Annotated in this window: 19 protein-coding genes and 1 tRNA gene; 1 reads left to right on the top strand and 19 read right to left on the bottom strand. The window is 44.6% G+C overall.

Annotation, left to right across the window (positions count from 1 at the left end; translation table 11 throughout):
- Positions 1–21 precede the first annotated feature (21 nt).
- The 10 genes from JWV37_RS01755 to JWV37_RS01710 form a co-directional block, all read right to left on the bottom strand.
- The gene (locus tag JWV37_RS01755; RefSeq protein ID WP_205457933.1) at positions 22–738 is read right to left on the bottom strand and encodes an ABC transporter ATP-binding protein; all 717 of its coding nucleotides are present in this window, start codon (positions 736–738) and stop codon (positions 22–24) included.
- The gene (locus tag JWV37_RS01750; protein WP_205457932.1) at positions 735–1,517 is read right to left on the bottom strand and encodes an ABC transporter ATP-binding protein; all 783 of its coding nucleotides are present in this window, start codon (positions 1,515–1,517) and stop codon (positions 735–737) included. Before JWV37_RS01750 ends, JWV37_RS01755 begins: the two co-directional genes overlap by 4 nt.
- Positions 1,514–2,470 carry a branched-chain amino acid ABC transporter permease gene (locus tag JWV37_RS01745; protein ID WP_205457931.1) on the bottom strand — a complete coding sequence of 319 codons (957 nt, stop codon included), beginning with the start codon at positions 2,468–2,470 and terminating at the stop codon, positions 1,514–1,516. Before JWV37_RS01745 ends, JWV37_RS01750 begins: the two co-directional genes overlap by 4 nt.
- The gene (locus tag JWV37_RS01740) at positions 2,470–3,372 is read right to left on the bottom strand and encodes a branched-chain amino acid ABC transporter permease (protein WP_205457930.1); all 903 of its coding nucleotides are present in this window, start codon (positions 3,370–3,372) and stop codon (positions 2,470–2,472) included. Before JWV37_RS01740 ends, JWV37_RS01745 begins: the two co-directional genes overlap by 1 nt.
- A gap of 12 nt (positions 3,373–3,384) precedes the next feature.
- Positions 3,385–4,509, bottom strand: coding sequence for a branched-chain amino acid ABC transporter substrate-binding protein (locus tag JWV37_RS01735; RefSeq protein ID WP_205457929.1), 1,125 nt, complete (start codon positions 4,507–4,509; stop codon positions 3,385–3,387).
- 61 nt (positions 4,510–4,570) lie between these two features.
- Entirely contained in the window at positions 4,571–5,230 is a 660-nt protein-coding gene (locus JWV37_RS01730; protein WP_205457928.1) for a hypothetical protein, read from the bottom strand.
- The gene (locus JWV37_RS01725) at positions 5,223–5,435 is read right to left on the bottom strand and encodes a hypothetical protein (RefSeq protein WP_240331959.1); all 213 of its coding nucleotides are present in this window, start codon (positions 5,433–5,435) and stop codon (positions 5,223–5,225) included. The genes JWV37_RS01730 and JWV37_RS01725 overlap by 8 nt, the downstream gene beginning before the upstream one ends.
- A gap of 300 nt (positions 5,436–5,735) precedes the next feature.
- Positions 5,736–7,127: a hypothetical protein gene (locus tag JWV37_RS01720; protein ID WP_205457926.1), complete on the bottom strand. Its 1,392-nt coding sequence runs from the start codon at positions 7,125–7,127 to the stop codon at positions 5,736–5,738.
- A 123-nt stretch (positions 7,128–7,250) separates the two neighbouring features.
- A complete protein-coding gene (locus tag JWV37_RS01715) occupies positions 7,251–7,436 on the bottom strand; it encodes a hypothetical protein (RefSeq protein ID WP_205457925.1) in 186 nt (61 codons plus the stop codon).
- A gap of 91 nt (positions 7,437–7,527) precedes the next feature.
- A tRNA-Asn gene (locus JWV37_RS01710) sits at positions 7,528–7,602 on the bottom strand.
- A 159-nt stretch (positions 7,603–7,761) separates the two neighbouring features.
- Here JWV37_RS01710 and JWV37_RS01705 point away from each other — a divergent pair.
- Positions 7,762–8,709 (top strand): TAXI family TRAP transporter solute-binding subunit, encoded by a 948-nt coding sequence (locus tag JWV37_RS01705; protein WP_369407634.1) that lies wholly within the window; start codon positions 7,762–7,764, stop codon positions 8,707–8,709.
- A 50-nt stretch (positions 8,710–8,759) separates the two neighbouring features.
- Here the strand turns inward: JWV37_RS01705 and JWV37_RS01700 are convergent, their stop codons facing one another.
- The 9 genes from JWV37_RS01700 to JWV37_RS01660 form a co-directional block, all read right to left on the bottom strand.
- Entirely contained in the window at positions 8,760–9,665 is a 906-nt protein-coding gene (locus tag JWV37_RS01700) for a radical SAM protein (RefSeq protein WP_205457923.1), read from the bottom strand.
- Between the two features lie 2 nt (positions 9,666–9,667).
- Entirely contained in the window at positions 9,668–10,690 is a 1,023-nt protein-coding gene (hemE, locus tag JWV37_RS01695; RefSeq protein WP_205457922.1) for a uroporphyrinogen decarboxylase, read from the bottom strand.
- A 2-nt stretch (positions 10,691–10,692) separates the two neighbouring features.
- Positions 10,693–11,718 carry an aspartate-semialdehyde dehydrogenase gene (locus JWV37_RS01690; protein WP_205457921.1) on the bottom strand — a complete coding sequence of 342 codons (1,026 nt, stop codon included), beginning with the start codon at positions 11,716–11,718 and terminating at the stop codon, positions 10,693–10,695.
- Between the two features lie 9 nt (positions 11,719–11,727).
- Complete coding sequence (locus tag JWV37_RS01685; RefSeq protein ID WP_205457920.1) at positions 11,728–13,011, bottom strand: sigma-54-dependent transcriptional regulator; 1,284 nt, start codon at positions 13,009–13,011, stop codon at positions 11,728–11,730.
- A 32-nt stretch (positions 13,012–13,043) separates the two neighbouring features.
- Complete coding sequence (locus JWV37_RS01680; RefSeq protein WP_205457919.1) at positions 13,044–13,397, bottom strand: hypothetical protein; 354 nt, start codon at positions 13,395–13,397, stop codon at positions 13,044–13,046.
- Between the two features lie 17 nt (positions 13,398–13,414).
- Complete coding sequence (locus tag JWV37_RS01675) at positions 13,415–13,921, bottom strand: LPP20 family lipoprotein (RefSeq protein WP_205457918.1); 507 nt, start codon at positions 13,919–13,921, stop codon at positions 13,415–13,417.
- A gap of 47 nt (positions 13,922–13,968) precedes the next feature.
- Complete coding sequence (gene gyrA / locus JWV37_RS01670; protein ID WP_205457917.1) at positions 13,969–16,482, bottom strand: DNA gyrase subunit A; 2,514 nt, start codon at positions 16,480–16,482, stop codon at positions 13,969–13,971.
- A gap of 77 nt (positions 16,483–16,559) precedes the next feature.
- Positions 16,560–17,135: a ComF family protein gene (locus tag JWV37_RS01665; protein ID WP_205457916.1), complete on the bottom strand. Its 576-nt coding sequence runs from the start codon at positions 17,133–17,135 to the stop codon at positions 16,560–16,562.
- A 3-nt stretch (positions 17,136–17,138) separates the two neighbouring features.
- The gene (locus JWV37_RS01660) at positions 17,139–17,714 is read right to left on the bottom strand and encodes a YajG family lipoprotein (RefSeq protein ID WP_205457915.1); all 576 of its coding nucleotides are present in this window, start codon (positions 17,712–17,714) and stop codon (positions 17,139–17,141) included.
- Between the last annotated feature and the right edge of the window lie 11 nt (positions 17,715–17,725).

Raw genomic sequence — 17,725 nt, 5'->3', positions numbered from 1 at the left:
AAAGCCTATTGGTTTTAGATATTAGTGCTTTTTACCCAAATACGCTTCTTGAATCGCTTGAGAACCCAACAAGGCTTCACTCGTGTCTTCATGGGAAATCTTTCCAAGTTCAAGCACGTAGCCCCGATCAGCAAGCTTGAGTGCCGCCCTTGCGTTTTGCTCTACGAGCAACACTGTCACACCGCTTTTGGCAATCTCGCGAATCGCCTTAAAAATAACCTTTACAAGCACCGGCGCTAGCCCCAAGCTGGGCTCATCCAAAATCAACAACTTTGGCTTACTCATGATGGCGCGCCCGATGGCAAGCATTTGCTGCTCACCCCCACTGAGGGTTCCTGCCAACTGTTGGGTGCGCTCTTTGAGTCTAGGGAGGATTTCGTAAATCCAATCCAGTGTTGCTTGATCGTATTTTTTGAGACTAAACGCCCCCATCATGAGGTTTTCTTCCACGCTCAGGGTACCAAAGACACGCCTTCCCTCGGGAGAGTGGCTCATGCCCAAGGAGACAATTTCATGGGGAGGGGTTTTGGTGATGTCATTTCCATCAAATACAATACTTCCCTCAACAGGCTTTAGTAAACCACTAAGGGTGCGTAATGTGGTCGTTTTTCCCGCACCATTTGCCCCGAGGATTGTCACCACTTCCCCGCGGTTTACATGTAAAGAAATCCCCTTGATGGCCTTGATGGCGCCGTAGCTCACATGGAGGTTAGTCACGTCTAATAGTTTTTCACTCATGCGTCTTCCTCATCATCAATACTACCAATATACGCTTCCACCACCACCGGGTCATCTTGCACGTACTTGGGCTCTCCTTCGCTAATCTTTGCGCCGAAGTTAATGACTGTGATGTATTCGGTGAGGCTCATAACCATCTCCATGTCATGCTCAATCATCATCACCGTCACCCCACTTTCGCGAATTTTACGGATGGTTTGGGTAAGCTCAAAGGTTTCATTTTCGTTAAGCCCTGCGGCGGGCTCATCCAAAATGAGTAGCTCTGGGTCTGCAGCCAAGGCTCTGGCCATCTCAATCTTGCGTTGCACGCCGTAAGATAAATCGCCTGCGGGCAAGGTGGCGTACTCACTGAGTTTAAAAAACTCCATCAGCTCCCCCACCCTTTCCCAGTTGGCGCGCTCGTCTTTATAATAAGCAGGGGTATGAATAAGGCCATTGTACCAACGTTGTTTGGACTTGATGTGGCGCCCTGACATGATGTTTTCCGCCACGCTCATCTCTTTAAACAAGCGAATTGTCTGGAAGGTGCGCAAAATACCAAGACTGGCAATCTTGTGGGGCGGGGTGCCTTTAATCTCTTTGCCTTTCCATAAAATCTGCCCTTTTTCGGGTGTATAAATTCCTGTAATGCAGTTAAACAAGGTGGTTTTTCCAGCACCATTTGGTCCGATGATGCCGTAAATCTGCCCTTTTTTAACTTTCATAGAAAGATTGTCAATCGCCACAAGACCCGCAAAAAACTTTGAAACATCTTTGATTTCTAAAAGGTAATCGCTCACTTGACCCCCTTTTTCAAAAATTCAGGAATATTGCCAAACTTCACAGGCCAAATGCCTCGAGGCCGCAAAATCATGGTCAAAATCATCGCGATACCAAACACCAAATACCGTGCCTCTTCAAACTCACGGAAGATTTCTGGCAAGACAAACATCACAAAGGTTCCAATCAAAACCCCTGGCAAAGATGCCGAACCACCTACAAGCACAATGGTAAAAAACATAATAGACTGAATCACGCTAAAGGCTTCAGGGCTCACTGCCGAATATTGCACGGCAAACATACTGCCCGCCGCCCCTGCGATTCCTGCACCCAAGGCAAAAGCATACAGCTTATGAAAGCGAATGCTAATGCCCATGCTTTGGGCTGCCACTTCGTCTTTGTTGATGTAAAACATCGCACGGCCAAACTTGCTACCATCCAACGAACGCATGATAAAGAGTGTGATGGCAAGCAAGATAAAGGCAAGGTAGTACATGTACGTCTGAGAAAACAGTGCCACCCCAAACACCTCAATCACATCAATCCCAAAAATGCCATTTGGGCCGCCTGTGAGGCCAAAAATATCATTTTCCAAGAGTTGCAAAAAGATAATATTAAGCCCAATAGTAGCCACCAGCAGATAGTCTCCACGCAAATGAATAATAGGGCCAATAAAGAGCACCGAAACAGCTACGGGTAGCAACACCGCAGGAATCCACGTGGCTAAAATAGGCCACCCAAAATGCACATTTAAAATAGCTGTCGCGTAAGCACCTAGACCAAAAAAGAGAGCATGGCCCATATTAAAAGCGCCCGCGCGCCCCAAGATGATATCTTGGGAAAAAGCGACACACGCGTAAACCAAAAAAGTTGTTCCAATGGCAAGCCACGCCGAATCGGCAAAAAGCGGATACAACCCCATAACCAACATAAAGCCAATGGCGATTTTTGTCGTTAACGTAATATTTTTCATTAGACTTTCTCCGCCACTTTTTCGCCAAAGATACCCGTTGGTCGGAAAATCAAAATAACGATAAGTAAAATAAAGGTAAAGGCTTCTGCCCATTGGCTAGAAAAATAGCCGCTAATCATGGCATTAAAAAGCCCAAGCAACAATCCCCCGGCCATCGCACCAGGAATATTACCAATACCACCAATAATCGCGGCCACAAAAGCATTGAGCCCGTATTGCCAGCCCATGTCAAAACTAATGCCTCGGTAATAAATACCCAAAAAAAGACCCGCTACCGCGCCCAAGGCCGAACCAATGATAAAAATCAGCATAATGACACGGTTGACGTTAATGCCCATCAATCTGGCCGCATCTTGGTCAATAGCAACAGCGCGGATGGCCGTACCCATTTTTGTACGGTTGATAAACATAAATAGTGCCACCATCAACACCGAAGAAAACCCTAAAATCATCACTTGTGTAAACGTAAATACCACGCCACCCACTTCATACACCGTGGAAGGCAAAAGATCAGAGGGGAAAATTTTCATATTTGGGCCCCAAATCAGCATGATGGCGTTTTGGATTACCAAGCCTGCCCCCAAAGCAGATACAACAGCGCTCAGGCGGGGTGCCGTTCGTAAAGGCCTATACGCAAGGCGCTCAAGAAGAACACCCACCACTGCTATCACTGCTGCGGTAAAGGCAAATACGCTTACCACGGCCACCAGTGACGTTGTCCCATCGTCAAAAAGTTGTGTGTAAATGGTCAGTCCCGCAAAGGCCGAAAAGGCCACGAGGTCGCCGTGGGCGAAGTTGATAAGCTTCATTACCCCATAGACCATCGTGTAACCTAGTGCAACCAATGCGTATAAACTTCCAATGGTCAACCCGTTGACTAATTGTTGAAGAAATACGTCCATTGCCCCTACTTTTTAAAAAATGATTTTGTAGCTGTTGTCAGATTGAATTTCATACACGTTGAATTTGGTGTTAATGCGCTCACCATCTTCACGGAAAGAAACAGGACCTGTGATGCCTGGAAAGTCACGCAATGTGTGCAAATAGTCCGAAATCTTTTTAGTATCTTCTGTTTTAAGCTCTTCCATCGCATGCAAAATAGTAAGCAATCCGTCAATATTCATAAGCGCCCAAATAGAAGCGGGGTCTTGGTTATATTTTGCACGATAATCTGCCAAAAATTGTTTAGCGGTATCGTAAGGCAAAAACTCAGGCGTGGGGAAGTTGATAAGAATGGTTCCCGCAGCACTGCTTCCTGCAAGTTTCATGTAATCAGGGTTGTCGTTGGAATCACCCCCTACAAAATCTGCTTCAATGCGAAGTTGTTGCTGTTGTGCACGAATGAGCCCACCATCTGTGTAATACCCACCAAAATAAATAACATCAGGGTTTAGTGCTTTAATGCGCGTCAATACGGCCGTAAAGTTTTGCGCCCCTGAACGCACGCGGTCTTTAAATACAATGTTGCCACCTTTTGCTTTTAGCTCTGCCTCAACGGCATCCACAAGACCTGTAGAGTAGCTTGAGTAGTCTGAAAGTAGCGCAATGCGTTGGTATTTTTTCTGATTGACAAAATACTCAGCGGTAAATTCTGCTTGGGCGCTATTTTGGAAAGAGTTTCTAAAGAATGTCCAGTATTTTTTCTCTGTCAACGAGTCACTGGTGCCATCACTGGTTTGCAACACACCATTGCGGTAATAAGTCGCCTGTGCCGCTTCAGTTGCTCCTGAGGTGTACGAACCAATGACCGCCATTACACCTTCATTCACAAGGCGTCTGGCACAAATGGCTGCTTTTTGGGGCGCTGCTTCATCATCACAAGTGATAACTTCAATCTTTTTACCCAACACGCCGCCTTTGGCATTAAATTGTTCAGCAATGAGCTTTACCCCATAATCAATACTTTGGCCCTCGTTGGCATACTGACCCGTGATGGGCGCTTGCACCCCAATTTTAATCACATCTGCAGCCGAAACAGCCGAAACAAGAGCACAACTCACTGCAACCGATGCGGCGAGTTTAGGAAGAATGGTCTTCATGGTTTCTCCTTAAAATAAGTATTCGTGTCACCAAACCAAGACGCCATGGCGCCCTCGTTTGCTAACACCGAGGTTCAATCACATAACATCCCGCACACCACTCACCCATCCCCTCGACAGTTTGCACGCCTGAGCTGACAAAAGTCCCTTGCAACACTTCAAAGCGACCCACAACCTCATCAAAGCTTTCTATGATTTTATCAATGCGCACAGGTAGTTTTTTGCGTGCATCCGTGGAGAGATCTGCGTAAAAAGCAAAAATTCCATACTCCAGTGTACTCCTAGCACTTCCAGAAGGACGTAGCATTTTGCAAATACGCTCAATCTCTTTGAGGTATTCGTACTTAACGTTACGTACACCATTTTTGACAGAAATGATGACTTTCGAAATGGAGTCATTGTCTCCTTGGTGAGGAAAGCGTGCATCTAGTGTGATACTAAATACTCCTTGTGAAAGATTATTTTCCTGCATGTATCCAACATACCCTGTACGATCTGGCAAGGAGCACCGTAGAATATCTGCCACCGTTGCATCAATAAAAACCTCGGGTGCATTTTCCATTTTACCAATAGCCTGAGCGATATGCAGTGTAATGATTTTTCGCGGGCCGTAAGAGAGAAACAATCGGTTATTTGTCCAAAAGAGGTAGTTTTCTTTAGCCGCACCAATACCCTCAAGCACAGCTTTTACAACAGCTTCTTTTGATGGCATGTCAAACATGATAGTTCTCCTCAACCTCTTTTATAATCCCGCTTTCTGTCAAAATCTCTTCAATTAGGCGGTTTTTAGAGACCCCTAGTGCGGTGGACAAAGTTGCTAGAGCTTGGTCGAGCTTGGCATCAATTTTAATGGTTAACTGAGAGATTTCACGCTTGGTCATATTTTTTTGGATAACACGCTTGATGACCGAATCTCCTTGTTTCATTTTTGCCAATCTGTTATCCTTTTACATGAGTAGTACAAAAAGTAGTTCTTTTGTTTCTGTTGCATTATTTCGCATTCGGCTTTAATGAAACTTAAATATTTGACATTAGCTCTGCTAAAAAATAGACAATAAAGGTTTCAAAGGGTGCAAATAAAAAAAGGTGTCTAAAGAAGAATTTTCCATATTGCACACCAAAGCCCTATAAACAGGAATAAAATCCAATAATCTAGATAATTTTAAAAGGGTAATCGAATATTTTTTAAGATTTATTTAAAAATGAGTTTCAAAAATATTGTTACTTTATGTATCAATGGCTCCCTCAAAAAGCACCCATGAAGTTTTCACACCATAAGCTTCCACCTTTACATGTAAAGAGCCGCGCGAAATACTACTCGCCTCATGGCGCACGCTACCAAGCAAAGCCCGATACGCTTCCACAGAAGCATCCCCAAAAAAATGAATACCTATATGCGCCTCATCCATTTCATAACTAAAGCGCACTTCCGAAGGGATGCATGCCCGTTCAAAAAGCAAATAATCCACCCCTTGTTCATAACCCCAAAGCATAATACTTGCCCCCTTTAGTGCTCCTTGGGCAGGCTCTATCCAGTCTAAAAATGCGCCAAATTGCTTTGTTTTCAACCCCGCATCAGAAGCAGGAGTATGAAACAACTCAATGGTCGCATTTGCAAAAGCTAGACCTGTAATAGGCCGATAAACCACTCTAGCTCCATCTCTGTCTGGAACCAAGTCGTTGACAAAAACAGTCTCTTGCAGGCTCTTTGGGTAAAGTATCTCATACTCTTCAATGCGGCCCACCAAAGAGATCACCGATGCCTCCTTTGCCCTAATGTCGCACGCTCCAAAAGTAAGACCACTCTCTTCTACTGAAGGCGCAACTTCTTCGACATAAACAGGATACATCGCAACATATTGGGATGGTGTGTCAGACATTGCCAGCTCACTACTGCGCGGATCAACCAAACTCTCTTTGCCAACATTTACATAAAAAGGACGCTCAAATAAAGTAGAAAAAATGGGTTTTATTTGAGGAATTTCACGGGTTCTACGCAAAGGTGAGTGAGGGGTTAAAGAAAAAACACTTTCATCCACAAAAAGGCACTCTGCGCCTTTGAGTGAGAGCGAGACACCTTGTGTAAATTGAAAAGTGGCACGGGTGGTACTTTGTGTTAGCATAAGGGTTTCTTGGGCATAAACAGGCCCACCCACATCAAGCACGCGACCACCATCACCAAAAAGCTTCCCCTCCAACGTAGCCACTTCACCCACTACCTTGCCAAGACCTTGAATCTTTTCTTGTAGAGGGAAAATCCAATTTTCTCCTTGCGCTAATGCCTCAAGGGCGTCTTGCAACCATCCTTTAGCAAGGTACACATTGCCAAAGCCATTTACTCCCGAAGCCAAAGCTTCTTGACCTCCGTGAAAGGTAGGGTTTGGTGAAAGAACCATGATTCCAGCAGCAGGGTTGGCTTCTCGAATTGCACTCACAATCTTCCCCATTTCTGCTCCATAGAGTCGGTCTTCGAGCAAAATGACTGGCGCTTGAGCGTGCTCTTTTGCGCTTAATTCCAGCAACTCTTTTTGGCTTTTTGCTACCGTTACTGTCTCATCAATATTTTGTGTCCAGTGTGATAAAATATGATATTTTGAAGCGCAAAGAATAACGGACATGGAAATTTCCCTTGGAAAATGATAATTACATCTTACCTAGAGATTGTTTAGGAAGCTCTGAGAATAAAGGGGCGCGAGCGTCAAAATCAGGCGTAAAGTTTTCATTCGCACTACAAGGAAAGTCTATTCGCCAAAAAACCGCTCAAGCCAATGCTTTTTGGGAGATTTTTCCGCTTTTCGCTCATCCACAAAGTTAGGATCTGGCTTCATGAGTGCTTCGTTTAACGGAATATGCTTTTTGGGAATTTTTTCACGCCTCGACCAAACATGTACGGGATTTGCATGGTTACTATGATGAAGAATGCACATAAAGACCTCCTTTGTAAGGATGCTTCAGTGTAGCATGGAATGCTTTAACGGATACGCACAAAAAAAACTGGAATGGGAAATTAAGAAGAAATGGCTCCGGATACTGGATTCGAACCAGTGGCCAAGTGATTAACAGTCACCTACTCTACCGCTGAGCTAATCCGGAACACCTTGAAAAGAGACCGAAATTATAGGCAAAAAGTTCTTATTTGTCAAGACTATTTGATAAGAATTTGGGTGCGACGCTTTATTCATGGTTATCTTAAGTAAGGGCACAGAAGCCACAAGCTATCATCAACACCAATATCATGCCCAAGGAGCTTCTGTGAACAAAAAAATTGCTTCTATTGTGCTTAGTGGTGCCCTTTTTAGCTCTGCCAATGCAACTGAATTTATCACTATTGGCACAGGTGGGGTTACTGGGACCTATTACCCAACAGGGGGTGCGGTGTGTCGTTTGGTAAACCAAGTAAAAAAAGAGAGTGGCATTCGCTGTTCTGTTGAGTCTACTGGTGGGTCTGTTTACAATGTCAACACCATTCGTGCAGGCGAACTTGATTTTGGTATGGCGCAAAGCGATGTTGTTCACCATGCCATTAATGGCGAAGACAAATTTGTAGGCAACCCATACGCAGGCTTACGTTCCGTTATGGGCATTTACGCCGAATTGCTTGCACTTGTGGTAAGTCAAGAATCTGGCATCAAAAGCGTGTCTGACTTGAAAGGCAAACGCATTAACATCGATATTCCTGGCTCTGGTACGCGAGTTACTGCTGAAATTGTCATGAAAGCACTGGGTATTGCAACGGGCGATTTGGCACTTTCGAGTGAGCTTAAATCCACAGAAGGGCCCAATATGCTAAAGGATCGCAAAATAGACGGTTATTTTGGTGTTTTTGGTCATCCCGCGGCTAACATAAAAGATGCGGTAGTATCCGTGGACGCTTTTCTTGTGCCTATTGAGGGTGCTCCTATTGACGCCCTTACTGAAAAATATCCTTATTATGCCAAGGGGCTTATTTCTGGCTCATTTTACAGAGGAATTACCAATGACACTCCAAGTATTGGCGTAAAAGCAGTGTTGGTTACAAGTGATAAAATAAGCGAAAAAGCAGTCTACACGCTTACCAAGGCTGTTGTTGAAAATTTCGAAGAATTCAAAAAACTTCATCCTGCCTATAAAACCATTACTAAAGAAAGTTTACTAGAAGGAATCGTAGCCCCTTTACACCCTGGCGCTGAAAAATACTACAAAGAAATTGGCTTACTTTAGCTTTTAGGTTTTTGTCAAAATGTGTTTATAACTTTCTCTTTTAAATTCGCTCAAACACGGTAAAAATCCATTCCCGCAACCGTTTGCATGCGTACTTTTCCTCTTGAGACCAAGCCTTTTAGCAGGATTTGGCTTCGAGAGGAAAAGCTGTACTTGACATCGTCCATGCTTTGTGGGCGTTTGTCCAAAAGTGCCATAAGCCCTACTTCGTCAAAATCATGCTTTTGCGCATAAGAAGCATTTTGAGCTACACTCACAGGAACCCCTGTAATACGAGCAGCCAAGGCATGCAGTGTGACCACATCAACTCCCTCCACCTGATAAGCTGGTGGCCTAGCGATGGTCCCTACATCAACACGCGCAGGTTGAATGCGCCCAATAGCTGCGTTGAGGCAATCAAACGCCGCTTCGGTATCATTAACGCCCTTAACCACTAAAACTTCCAACACCAATGTTCCACAATACATTCGAGAAAAAGCCTCTATGCTAGCAATAATATCCTTTACATGTAAGCCTTTAAAGGGACGGTCAAGACGTTTAAATGTTTTTTCATCTGCTGCGTCCAAAGAGAGCTTAACAACATCAATGGTGCTCAAAATGCGCGCGATATTTGCATTACAAAGGGTTGCACTGTTGCTTAAAATGAGTAATTTTTGCTTTACATGTAAGGATTTAATCCCCACAACCAACTCTTCCAAATAGGGGTAAAGGGTTGGCTCTCCATTGGCAGTGAGGGTAATATAATCAGCCTGGGGGTACTTTTCTAGTGCACAGACAATGGCTTCGAGGTACGCATTTGCCTGAGGCACGTCAATCGCACGGTCTACAGGCTTAGCAGGAGAGAGTTCGCAGTACAGGCAATCAAAGTTGCATTGTTTGGCATGGGGGCTTAAATCAACCCCCAAAGAGACACCAAACCTGCGAGAGACAACAGGGCCAAAGGTGAGGTTATCCACCCTTAGCCTTTGGTGCGCTCTTGTACACGCTTAATAAAATACTTGGCATGCTCTACAGGAATATCGGGCAAAATTCCATGGCCTAGGTTAAAGATATGGCGTTCGTTTTGCATCACCGAAGCGATGTGCTCAATGCCCCCATCAATAGCCTCTTTGCTGTACAAGCGTGTGGGTTCCATGTTGCCTTGCAAGACATACTTGTGGCCCAATTTTTCTTTTGCAAGCTCAATAGGTGTTGACCAATCAACCCCAAACACATCAAATTCTCCGTCGATTTTATCAAGGTAACCACTGATACCTTTGGGAAATAAAATCACCGGAATGTGCGGGTATTTTGCTTTTAAATAAGCAGCCAACTCTTTCATATAGCTCCAGCTAAATTCAAAAAAAGCAGGCTCCTCTAAAGCTGCGGCCCAAGAGTCAAAGACTTGCACCGCATCAACACCCGCTTCAATCTGGCGCGACATATACAGCTTAAGCACTTCGGTGACTTTGCGTAAAATGGCATGCATAAATTCAGGGTCAGAATACAATAACTTTTTGCACAATGCGTAAGTTTTTGTTCCTTTTCCCTCAATCATATATGTAGCCAGCGTCCACGGTGCACCACAAAATCCAATGAGTGCTTTTTCGGGTGCAAGCTGGGCACGAATGAGCCCAATAGCCTCGTACACGTACTCTAATCTCTCTGCCGCTTCTTCTACATGTAAAGCCTCTAGTTGCGCCTTGGTTTCTAAAGGTGCATCAAACACGGGACCCTCACCTTTTTCAAAACGCAAGGCCATCCCCATCTCCATGGGCACAACCAAAATATCACTGAATAAAATCGCCGCATCAACACCTAAAATATCAACAGGCTGCAAGGTCACTTCGCAAGCGCGCTTGGGGTCTTTGCACAGGCTTAGAAAATCCCCCGCTTCAGCACGTACACGCATATATTCAGGCAAATAGCGCCCTGCTTGGCGCATCATCCACACGGGAGTATAGGGAGTTTTTTTTCCAAAACACGCATCAATAAAAATCATGTCTAGCCTTCTTGCTCAATCCAACGTTGTGCAATACGCACGGCGTTGGTTGCAGCACCCACACGGATTTGATCGGCCACACACCACAGGTGTAGCACATTGCTTCGGTTGATGTCTTTGCGAATACGGCCCACATAGGTCAAGTCCGTGTCGCTTGCTGTAATTGGCATAGGATAAATGTTTTTCTCAGGCTCATCTTGTACCACCACGTTTTTAGCCTCTTTGAGTACCTGAATAGCTTTTTCCACGTTCACGTCATTGGCAAAATGAATAGTGATGGACTCCGAATGGCTACGAATAACCGGCACACGCACACAAGTGGCGCTAATTTCCATGGTTTTGCCCAATATTTTTTGGGTTTCATTGACCATTTTCATCTCTTCTTTAGTGTAATCATTCTCCATAAACACATCAATGTGCGGAATGACATTAAAAGCAATTTGATGCGCAAAGGTTTCAATTTGGGTTTCGTCAAGCTTAAACGCAAAGAAATCTTTAAGTTGGTGCACAAGCTCTTCCATGCCGGCTTTTCCCGCACCACTTACTGCTTGGTAGGTGCTCACGTCAACACGTGTGATATTAAACACATCATCTAGGGGTTTTAAGACTTGGACCATTTGAATAGTAGAGCAGTTAGGATTGGCAATAATGCCTTTTTCTTTCCACTGTCCAATTGCATCTGGATTACACTCTGGAACCACCAAAGGCACGCTAGGATCCATACGAAAATGGCTTGTGTTGTCAATCACCACCGCACCTGCTTCTGCCGCATGGGTTGCAAAGTGCGCAGAAATATTGCCACCAGCACTAAAAAAGGCGATTTCTACTTCGTATTTTTCAAAAACCTCTTCAGTGAGCTCAATGACTTTATAGGCCTTACCTTTAAATTCGACCTCTTCGCCTGCGCTTCTAGCACTGGCAAGTGGAATAAGGTTTTTGATAGGAAAATCCATCTCTTCCATCACGCGAAAAAGCTCTTCACCAACAGCGCCTGTGGCGCCAACAACTGCTACATTATATGTTTTCATAGGTTACCTTTACAGGTTGTATTTTTGACATTTTGTTTCGAGGGCATGTTGCCCCATCCCCAAGAGTTCACTCGCCTTTATTTTATCGTATTGTACACTTGCCAATACCTCCTTGATGAGCTCTTTTTCCATCGTATCAATGTTTTTACCACTTTGTCTACTTTCCAAAAAAAGATCATCACACCCAATTTGTGTTGTGTCGCTCAAAATCGCCGCACGCTCAATGACTGAAATAAGTTCACGCACATTCCCAGGCCATGGATACTCTAAAAGTGCAGCTTGGGCTTGGGCGGAAAGGGATTTTTCACCCAAATTATATGCTTCGCTCACCCGCACCAATGTGGCATCCGCAATGGGCACTATCTCTTCAAGACGCGCCCTTAGTGGTGGAATATGCAAAGGAATGGTATTAAGGCGATAATACACATCCTCACGAAAAGAGCCCGAAGCGATTTTTTCCAATATATCAGCATTGGTTGCTGAGATAATGCGCACGTCAATCGCCTGAGGCTTTCCACCGCCAAGGCGCATAATCTCCCGTTGCTGAATCACACGCAACAGTTTGGCTTGAAGTGCGGAGGGCATTTCACCAATCTCATCCAAAAACAGTGTTCCACCTTGAGCTAATTCAAATTGCCCTTTTTTGGCAGTGCCAGCATCAGTAAATGCCCCTTTTTCAAAGCCAAACAATTCGCTCTCTAGTAAGTTTTCAGGGATGGCTGCCATGTTGAGCGCAACAAAAGGACCATTGCAACGCAAAGAGTGGGCATGAATGTGCCTCGCAAATAGCTCCTTTCCCACGCCACTTTCACCCAAAAGCAACACACTCGCATCGGTTTTGGCTGCTTTTTGGGCAAGGGAAAGTGCTTTACTTAGGGCTGGCGAAGTTGCTAAAAATCCCTCAGGGCTTTTAGCGGATACTACAGGATTAGCCCTCACCCGTTGGCGTAATTTTGCATTGCGGACAATGGCTTCTACTAGCGTATCTATCTCAAAGGGTTTCGTCAGAAAATCCTTCACCCCCAAACGCACCGATTCAATAGCACGGTTTAAGGTGGCGTTTCCGGTAATGACAATCACATCGTATTTTCCATCCAAGGCTTTTACAAATTCGATGCCGTCCATGCCTGGCATATTAATGTCAGTAATAACCAAGTCCACTTCTGTGTCCATTTTCTTTAAGGCTTCCGTGGCGCTTTTATAGGTTTTGACGTGAAATTCTTGGAATTCCCCAAGAGCAATCTCTAGGGATTTACGCATGTTAATATCATCTTCGACTACGACGATTTTCATAAAGCCCTCAGTGCAAATCTCTCTTTGCCTCCCTAGGGGGCAAGAAGATAGAGTGTAACAAAATCATCTTTAAACTCTACTGTAAATCGTACAGGCAAAACCCTAAGCTGTGTTTGCGAAGCCCCCAAATTGGTCGTGTGCTCTTGCCAGTCATGCACCAACACCCCTTGGGCTAAAAGGCACTCGAGCAAGCGTTCTTCTTGACTTTTTAAAAAAGCCTGTGTGCTTACATGTAAAGGCTCTAAACGAGGAAGAATACAAAGCCGATGTGACGTTTTTTCTCGCTCTTGCATGAGAGGAGAAAGGCGTATTTCATCATAAAAAAGGGTGTGATTGCGGCTTATTGCTTTGGCAGAAAAAACAAACTGCTCCCCACCATAAAGCAAGGAGCAATTTAACAAAATTAGTAAGAGAAAATTTCTTTCCAACGCTCTTCGCTCATTTTCAGCTCCATAGTTACCCGATACAAGCCGTCTTGAAACGCCATATCAGTAATACTCGCGTCCTTGATGAGCCCATCTACTTGCGCCACAATACGAGAGTCCTTAAGCGCCGCATCTTGCACGGTATCTTTGGCTGAAATGCGTACGCCGTAGAGCTTAGCACCCATTTGCCGGTACGCATCCGCCAAAGCAGCACGTTTGGCTAGCGCCATGGCTTGGGCTGGAGAAATGGTGTTCTGGGGAGCAATCCCCTCACCCATCACAGCAAATACTTTATCGGGCGCATTGTTAATAAAGAGCAATTTCTCTTCACGCATCACTTCCCGAATATCCTCTTTGTCCACTTTTTGAATCACCACTTGTCTTTCTGTCTCAGTCACAACTTGCGGTTGCTGCTGAGGCACACAGCCAGAGAAAAGCATCAACAGTGAAAGACTCGCCACAAGCGATAGGGCCAACTTATTCATTTTACACCTTTGCATGAGTTTCCTCCTGTAAAGCAAATTGTGTTCCACTACAAGTCAGAAATCCCCTCAGGGTCACCATTCTTATCAAAGTTTACCTCATCTGGCAACACTTCTGTTTCATCGTCTTCTTTTTTTGGACAACGGGAAATGCCAGCAACCACATCCTCGCCTACATTCACAACTTTGACACCGCTGGTGTTTCGACCTGCTTTTCGGATGCTTTGCATATCCACACGAATCATTTTTCCACTTGAGGTAAGCACCATCAAGTCTTTGCTTTCATCCACAATAACCACACCTACGAGATCACCCGTTCTTGCATTGAGCTTCATGCCAATCACGCCTTTTCCACCGCGCTTTTGCAAGCGGTATTCTTCGGCTGTTGTACGTTTTCCGATGCCCTTTTCACTAATAGTTAAAAGTTCTTCTTGGTCGTTAAAAATCACAGTAGCGCCCACAACACAATCTTCATTTTCTTTAAAACGAATAGCGGTTACCCCTCTTGCTGCGCGCCCAATCTCTCTAGCATCTTCAAGATTAAACCGCACACACATCCCTTTTTGAGTAACCACAAAGAGGTACTGGGCTTGAACTGTTGCTATTTTTGCAGTCACCAACTCATCATCATCATCCAATGTAATGGCACGCACACCCACTGAGCGAATGTTTTTAAATTCACTTAAATTTGTACGCTTCACAATACCTTTTTTAGTAAAAAATGCCAAAGATTTTTTCTCATCAAAATCGCTTGTTGGGATGATAGCCATAATTTTTTCATCCGGCTGCAATTGCACAAGGTTTACAACTGCCTTGCCCTTAGCAGAACGACTTCCTTCTGGAATCCGATAGACTTTGAGCCAATAGAGTTGGCCTTTATCTGTAACAAACATTAAGGTGTCGTGGGTATCGGAAACAAAAAAGCTCTCAATAAAATCATCGTCATACGTTGTAACGGCGGTTTTGCCTTTGCCGCCACGCTTTTGCTTTTCATATTGATGTAGCGCAACCCGCTTAATGTAGCCACGGTGCGTGATCGTTACCACCATAGGCTCATTGGGAATCAAATCTTCAATGCCAATATCATCATAATCTTCAACAATTTCTGTGATGCGCGGCACATTAAATTTGGTTTTGATTTCTAGCAACTCTTCTTTAATCAAGTTGCTCAAAATCGCTTCACTTTTTAAAATAGCGCTAAGCCTTTCAATTTCTTCTAGCAAAGCACGTAATTCATTTTCGATTTTTTCACGCTCAAGGCCAGTAAGGCGATTAAGACGCATGTCTAAAATAGCACCTGCTTGCAAATCTGAAAGACCAAAATTTTCTACCAAACCCGTGCGTGCTTCTGTTGCGTCTGCACTTTGCTTAATGAGTGCAATAATCGCATCAATGTTATCTAGGGCAATTTTTAAGCCCTCTAAGATATGGGCTTTGGCTTTGGCTTTTTCAAGTTCAAAAATCGTACGGCGAATAATGACGGTTTTTCGGTGGCGCAAGAAAAGATGTAAAAGCTCCAAAAGGGTAAAAACCTTTGGTTCTTTGTTTTCAATGGCCAACATAATCACCCCAAAGGTGGTCTCAAGCGGGGTGGATTTATAAAGATTATTAAGGACAATATCGCTCATGGCATCGCGTTTTAGCTCAATCACCACTCGAATCCCCTCGCGGTCACTTTCATCGCGAATCTCACTAATACCCTCAAGGTATTTATCTTTCACAAGGTTGGCAATTTGTTCAATCAAACGGGCTTTATTGACCTGATAAGGCAATTCATCAATCACAACAACGTCTTTGTTACCTTTTTGCTCGATGTGGGTTTTTGCCCGAATGCGCACACGTCCTCGGCCTGTTTTATAGGCGTCTACAATGCCTTTTTTTCCAAAGATAATTCCCCCCGTGGGAAAATCAGGGCCTTGAATGTACTCCATAATGTCTTCTAATTCTGCGTCTTTGTTTTCAATCAAACACAACAAAGCACCTACTAATTCATCTAAACTGTGTGGAGGAATGTTGGTTGCCATGCCTACAGCAATTCCGCTTGAGCCATTAAGCAAAAGATTAGGAACGCGCGCGGGAAGCACATCGGGCTCACTCATCGAATCATCGTAATTGGGCACATAATCTACAGTGTCTTTATCGATGTCTTTTAGGAGTTCTTCGGCTAAAAGGGTCATGCGTGCTTCGGTATAACGCATCGCAGCCGCGCTATCGCCATCTACTGAACCAAAGTTTCCCTGACCGTCCACCGCAGGAACGCGCATGGAAAAAGGCTGTGCCATCCGCACCAGCGCATCATACACCGAAGAGTCGCCGTGAGGGTGGTATTTACCAATCACGTCCCCAACGATACGGGCTGATTTTTTGTAAGGGCTACGGTAGCCTACGTTCAAATCATTCATGGCAAATAAAATACGGCGGTGTACGGGCTTGAGACCGTCTCTTGCATCAGGCAAAGCACGCCCAATGATAACACTCATGGAGTAATCTAAGTAACTGGCCTTAATCGAGTCTTCAATATTGATAACATCGATGTCTTGATTGATGTCTAAGAGATTGCTCATTCACTGTCCTCACTCTGAATATCTCGCCACAAACCCCTTTCGGGAAAAGGCCGAGTTGAAAATGGTTCTATTTTATCTTAAGTAACATTTGCATTGGCTAAAGTTAAGCCAAAAAGCGGGGTGATCCCTTGTTTTGTGAGCACATTGGAAGCTTCTAAAAGTGTCTGCCCGCTCGTAATTAAATCATCCACCAAGACCACAACGCTTCCTTTGGGTACCTTACATGTAAAGCCTCTGGGGTTGGCCTTGCGAAAGGCTAAAGACTTGCCGCTAAAAGAAGTGGTATTGGTTGCGCGTAACACACCATAAAGTGGCTTTACCATTGGGGTTTTTAACGCTTTTGCCAAAATAGCTGTGTGGCTATACCCGTGACGCACGTGGTCATCAATAGGCACAGCCAACAAAGGGGACTCAAGGGTGAGTTTGCGAATAAAAGGTACGAAAGAGACGCGCGCTAAAAAGTCCAACACGCGTGCGCCGTGGGGAGTGTGCTTTGTGTGAAGCAATCCCGCTACATCATCATAGGCAAAAAAACTGTTGACTTTAAAACCATTGGAAAGTGTACGTTGACTTGGATGCAAAACACTAAAATAATCAGCACATGCGACGCATAAAATCTTCCAAGAAAAGGCTTCGCATACCAAACAACGCATTAGCTACAAAGCGTGAATTTCATCAATCGCGCGTGCAAGCACATCTTTCATTAAGCGCTCCAAAAAAGGTTTAAACGCAACCGAAGAGTGCATGGGTGCGTGCCATTGTTGCTGGGATTGACTTACGCGCTTGGTCGTGGTTGTTTGCCCACTCTTTACATGTAAGCTTAACTGCATAGTGCCTGTGAGGTTGTCCCCAGAGAGCAAAGTGCCATTATAGTGGGCAAACAACTCATCAATGCTCACTTCAAGGGTTTTAGCTTCTTTGAAAGGCTGTACAACTACTTCATACCCTCGCGCCAAAAGCCCTCTGCGTAAGGCATCATGGACCCACACATCCACAGCGGTGCTGGTAGTGGCGTACCCTACATTTTGCCCCGAAGTGTTGGTGGAAGAGGCAACAATACTTTGCCTTGGTCGATTATCAATAACCGTTTTAAGGTAGACTTTTTGCACGCTTTTGCCGCCCACCATCGTCGAAGGTTTAGGCACGTAGGGAGAAAAGGTCAAAGGAGTGTTTTTATACACACACCCCGTCAATACCAACAGTGCCAGAATCAGTCCAATCCCTACTCGCATACTTTCTCCTT

The organism is Sulfurospirillum tamanense, from assembly GCF_016937535.1.
Classification (GTDB): Bacteria; Campylobacterota; Campylobacteria; order Campylobacterales; family Campylobacteraceae; genus Sulfurospirillum_B; species Sulfurospirillum_B tamanense.
The sequence above is the reverse complement of the archived record's forward strand: the minus strand, read 5'-3'. Positions and strand labels throughout refer to the sequence as shown.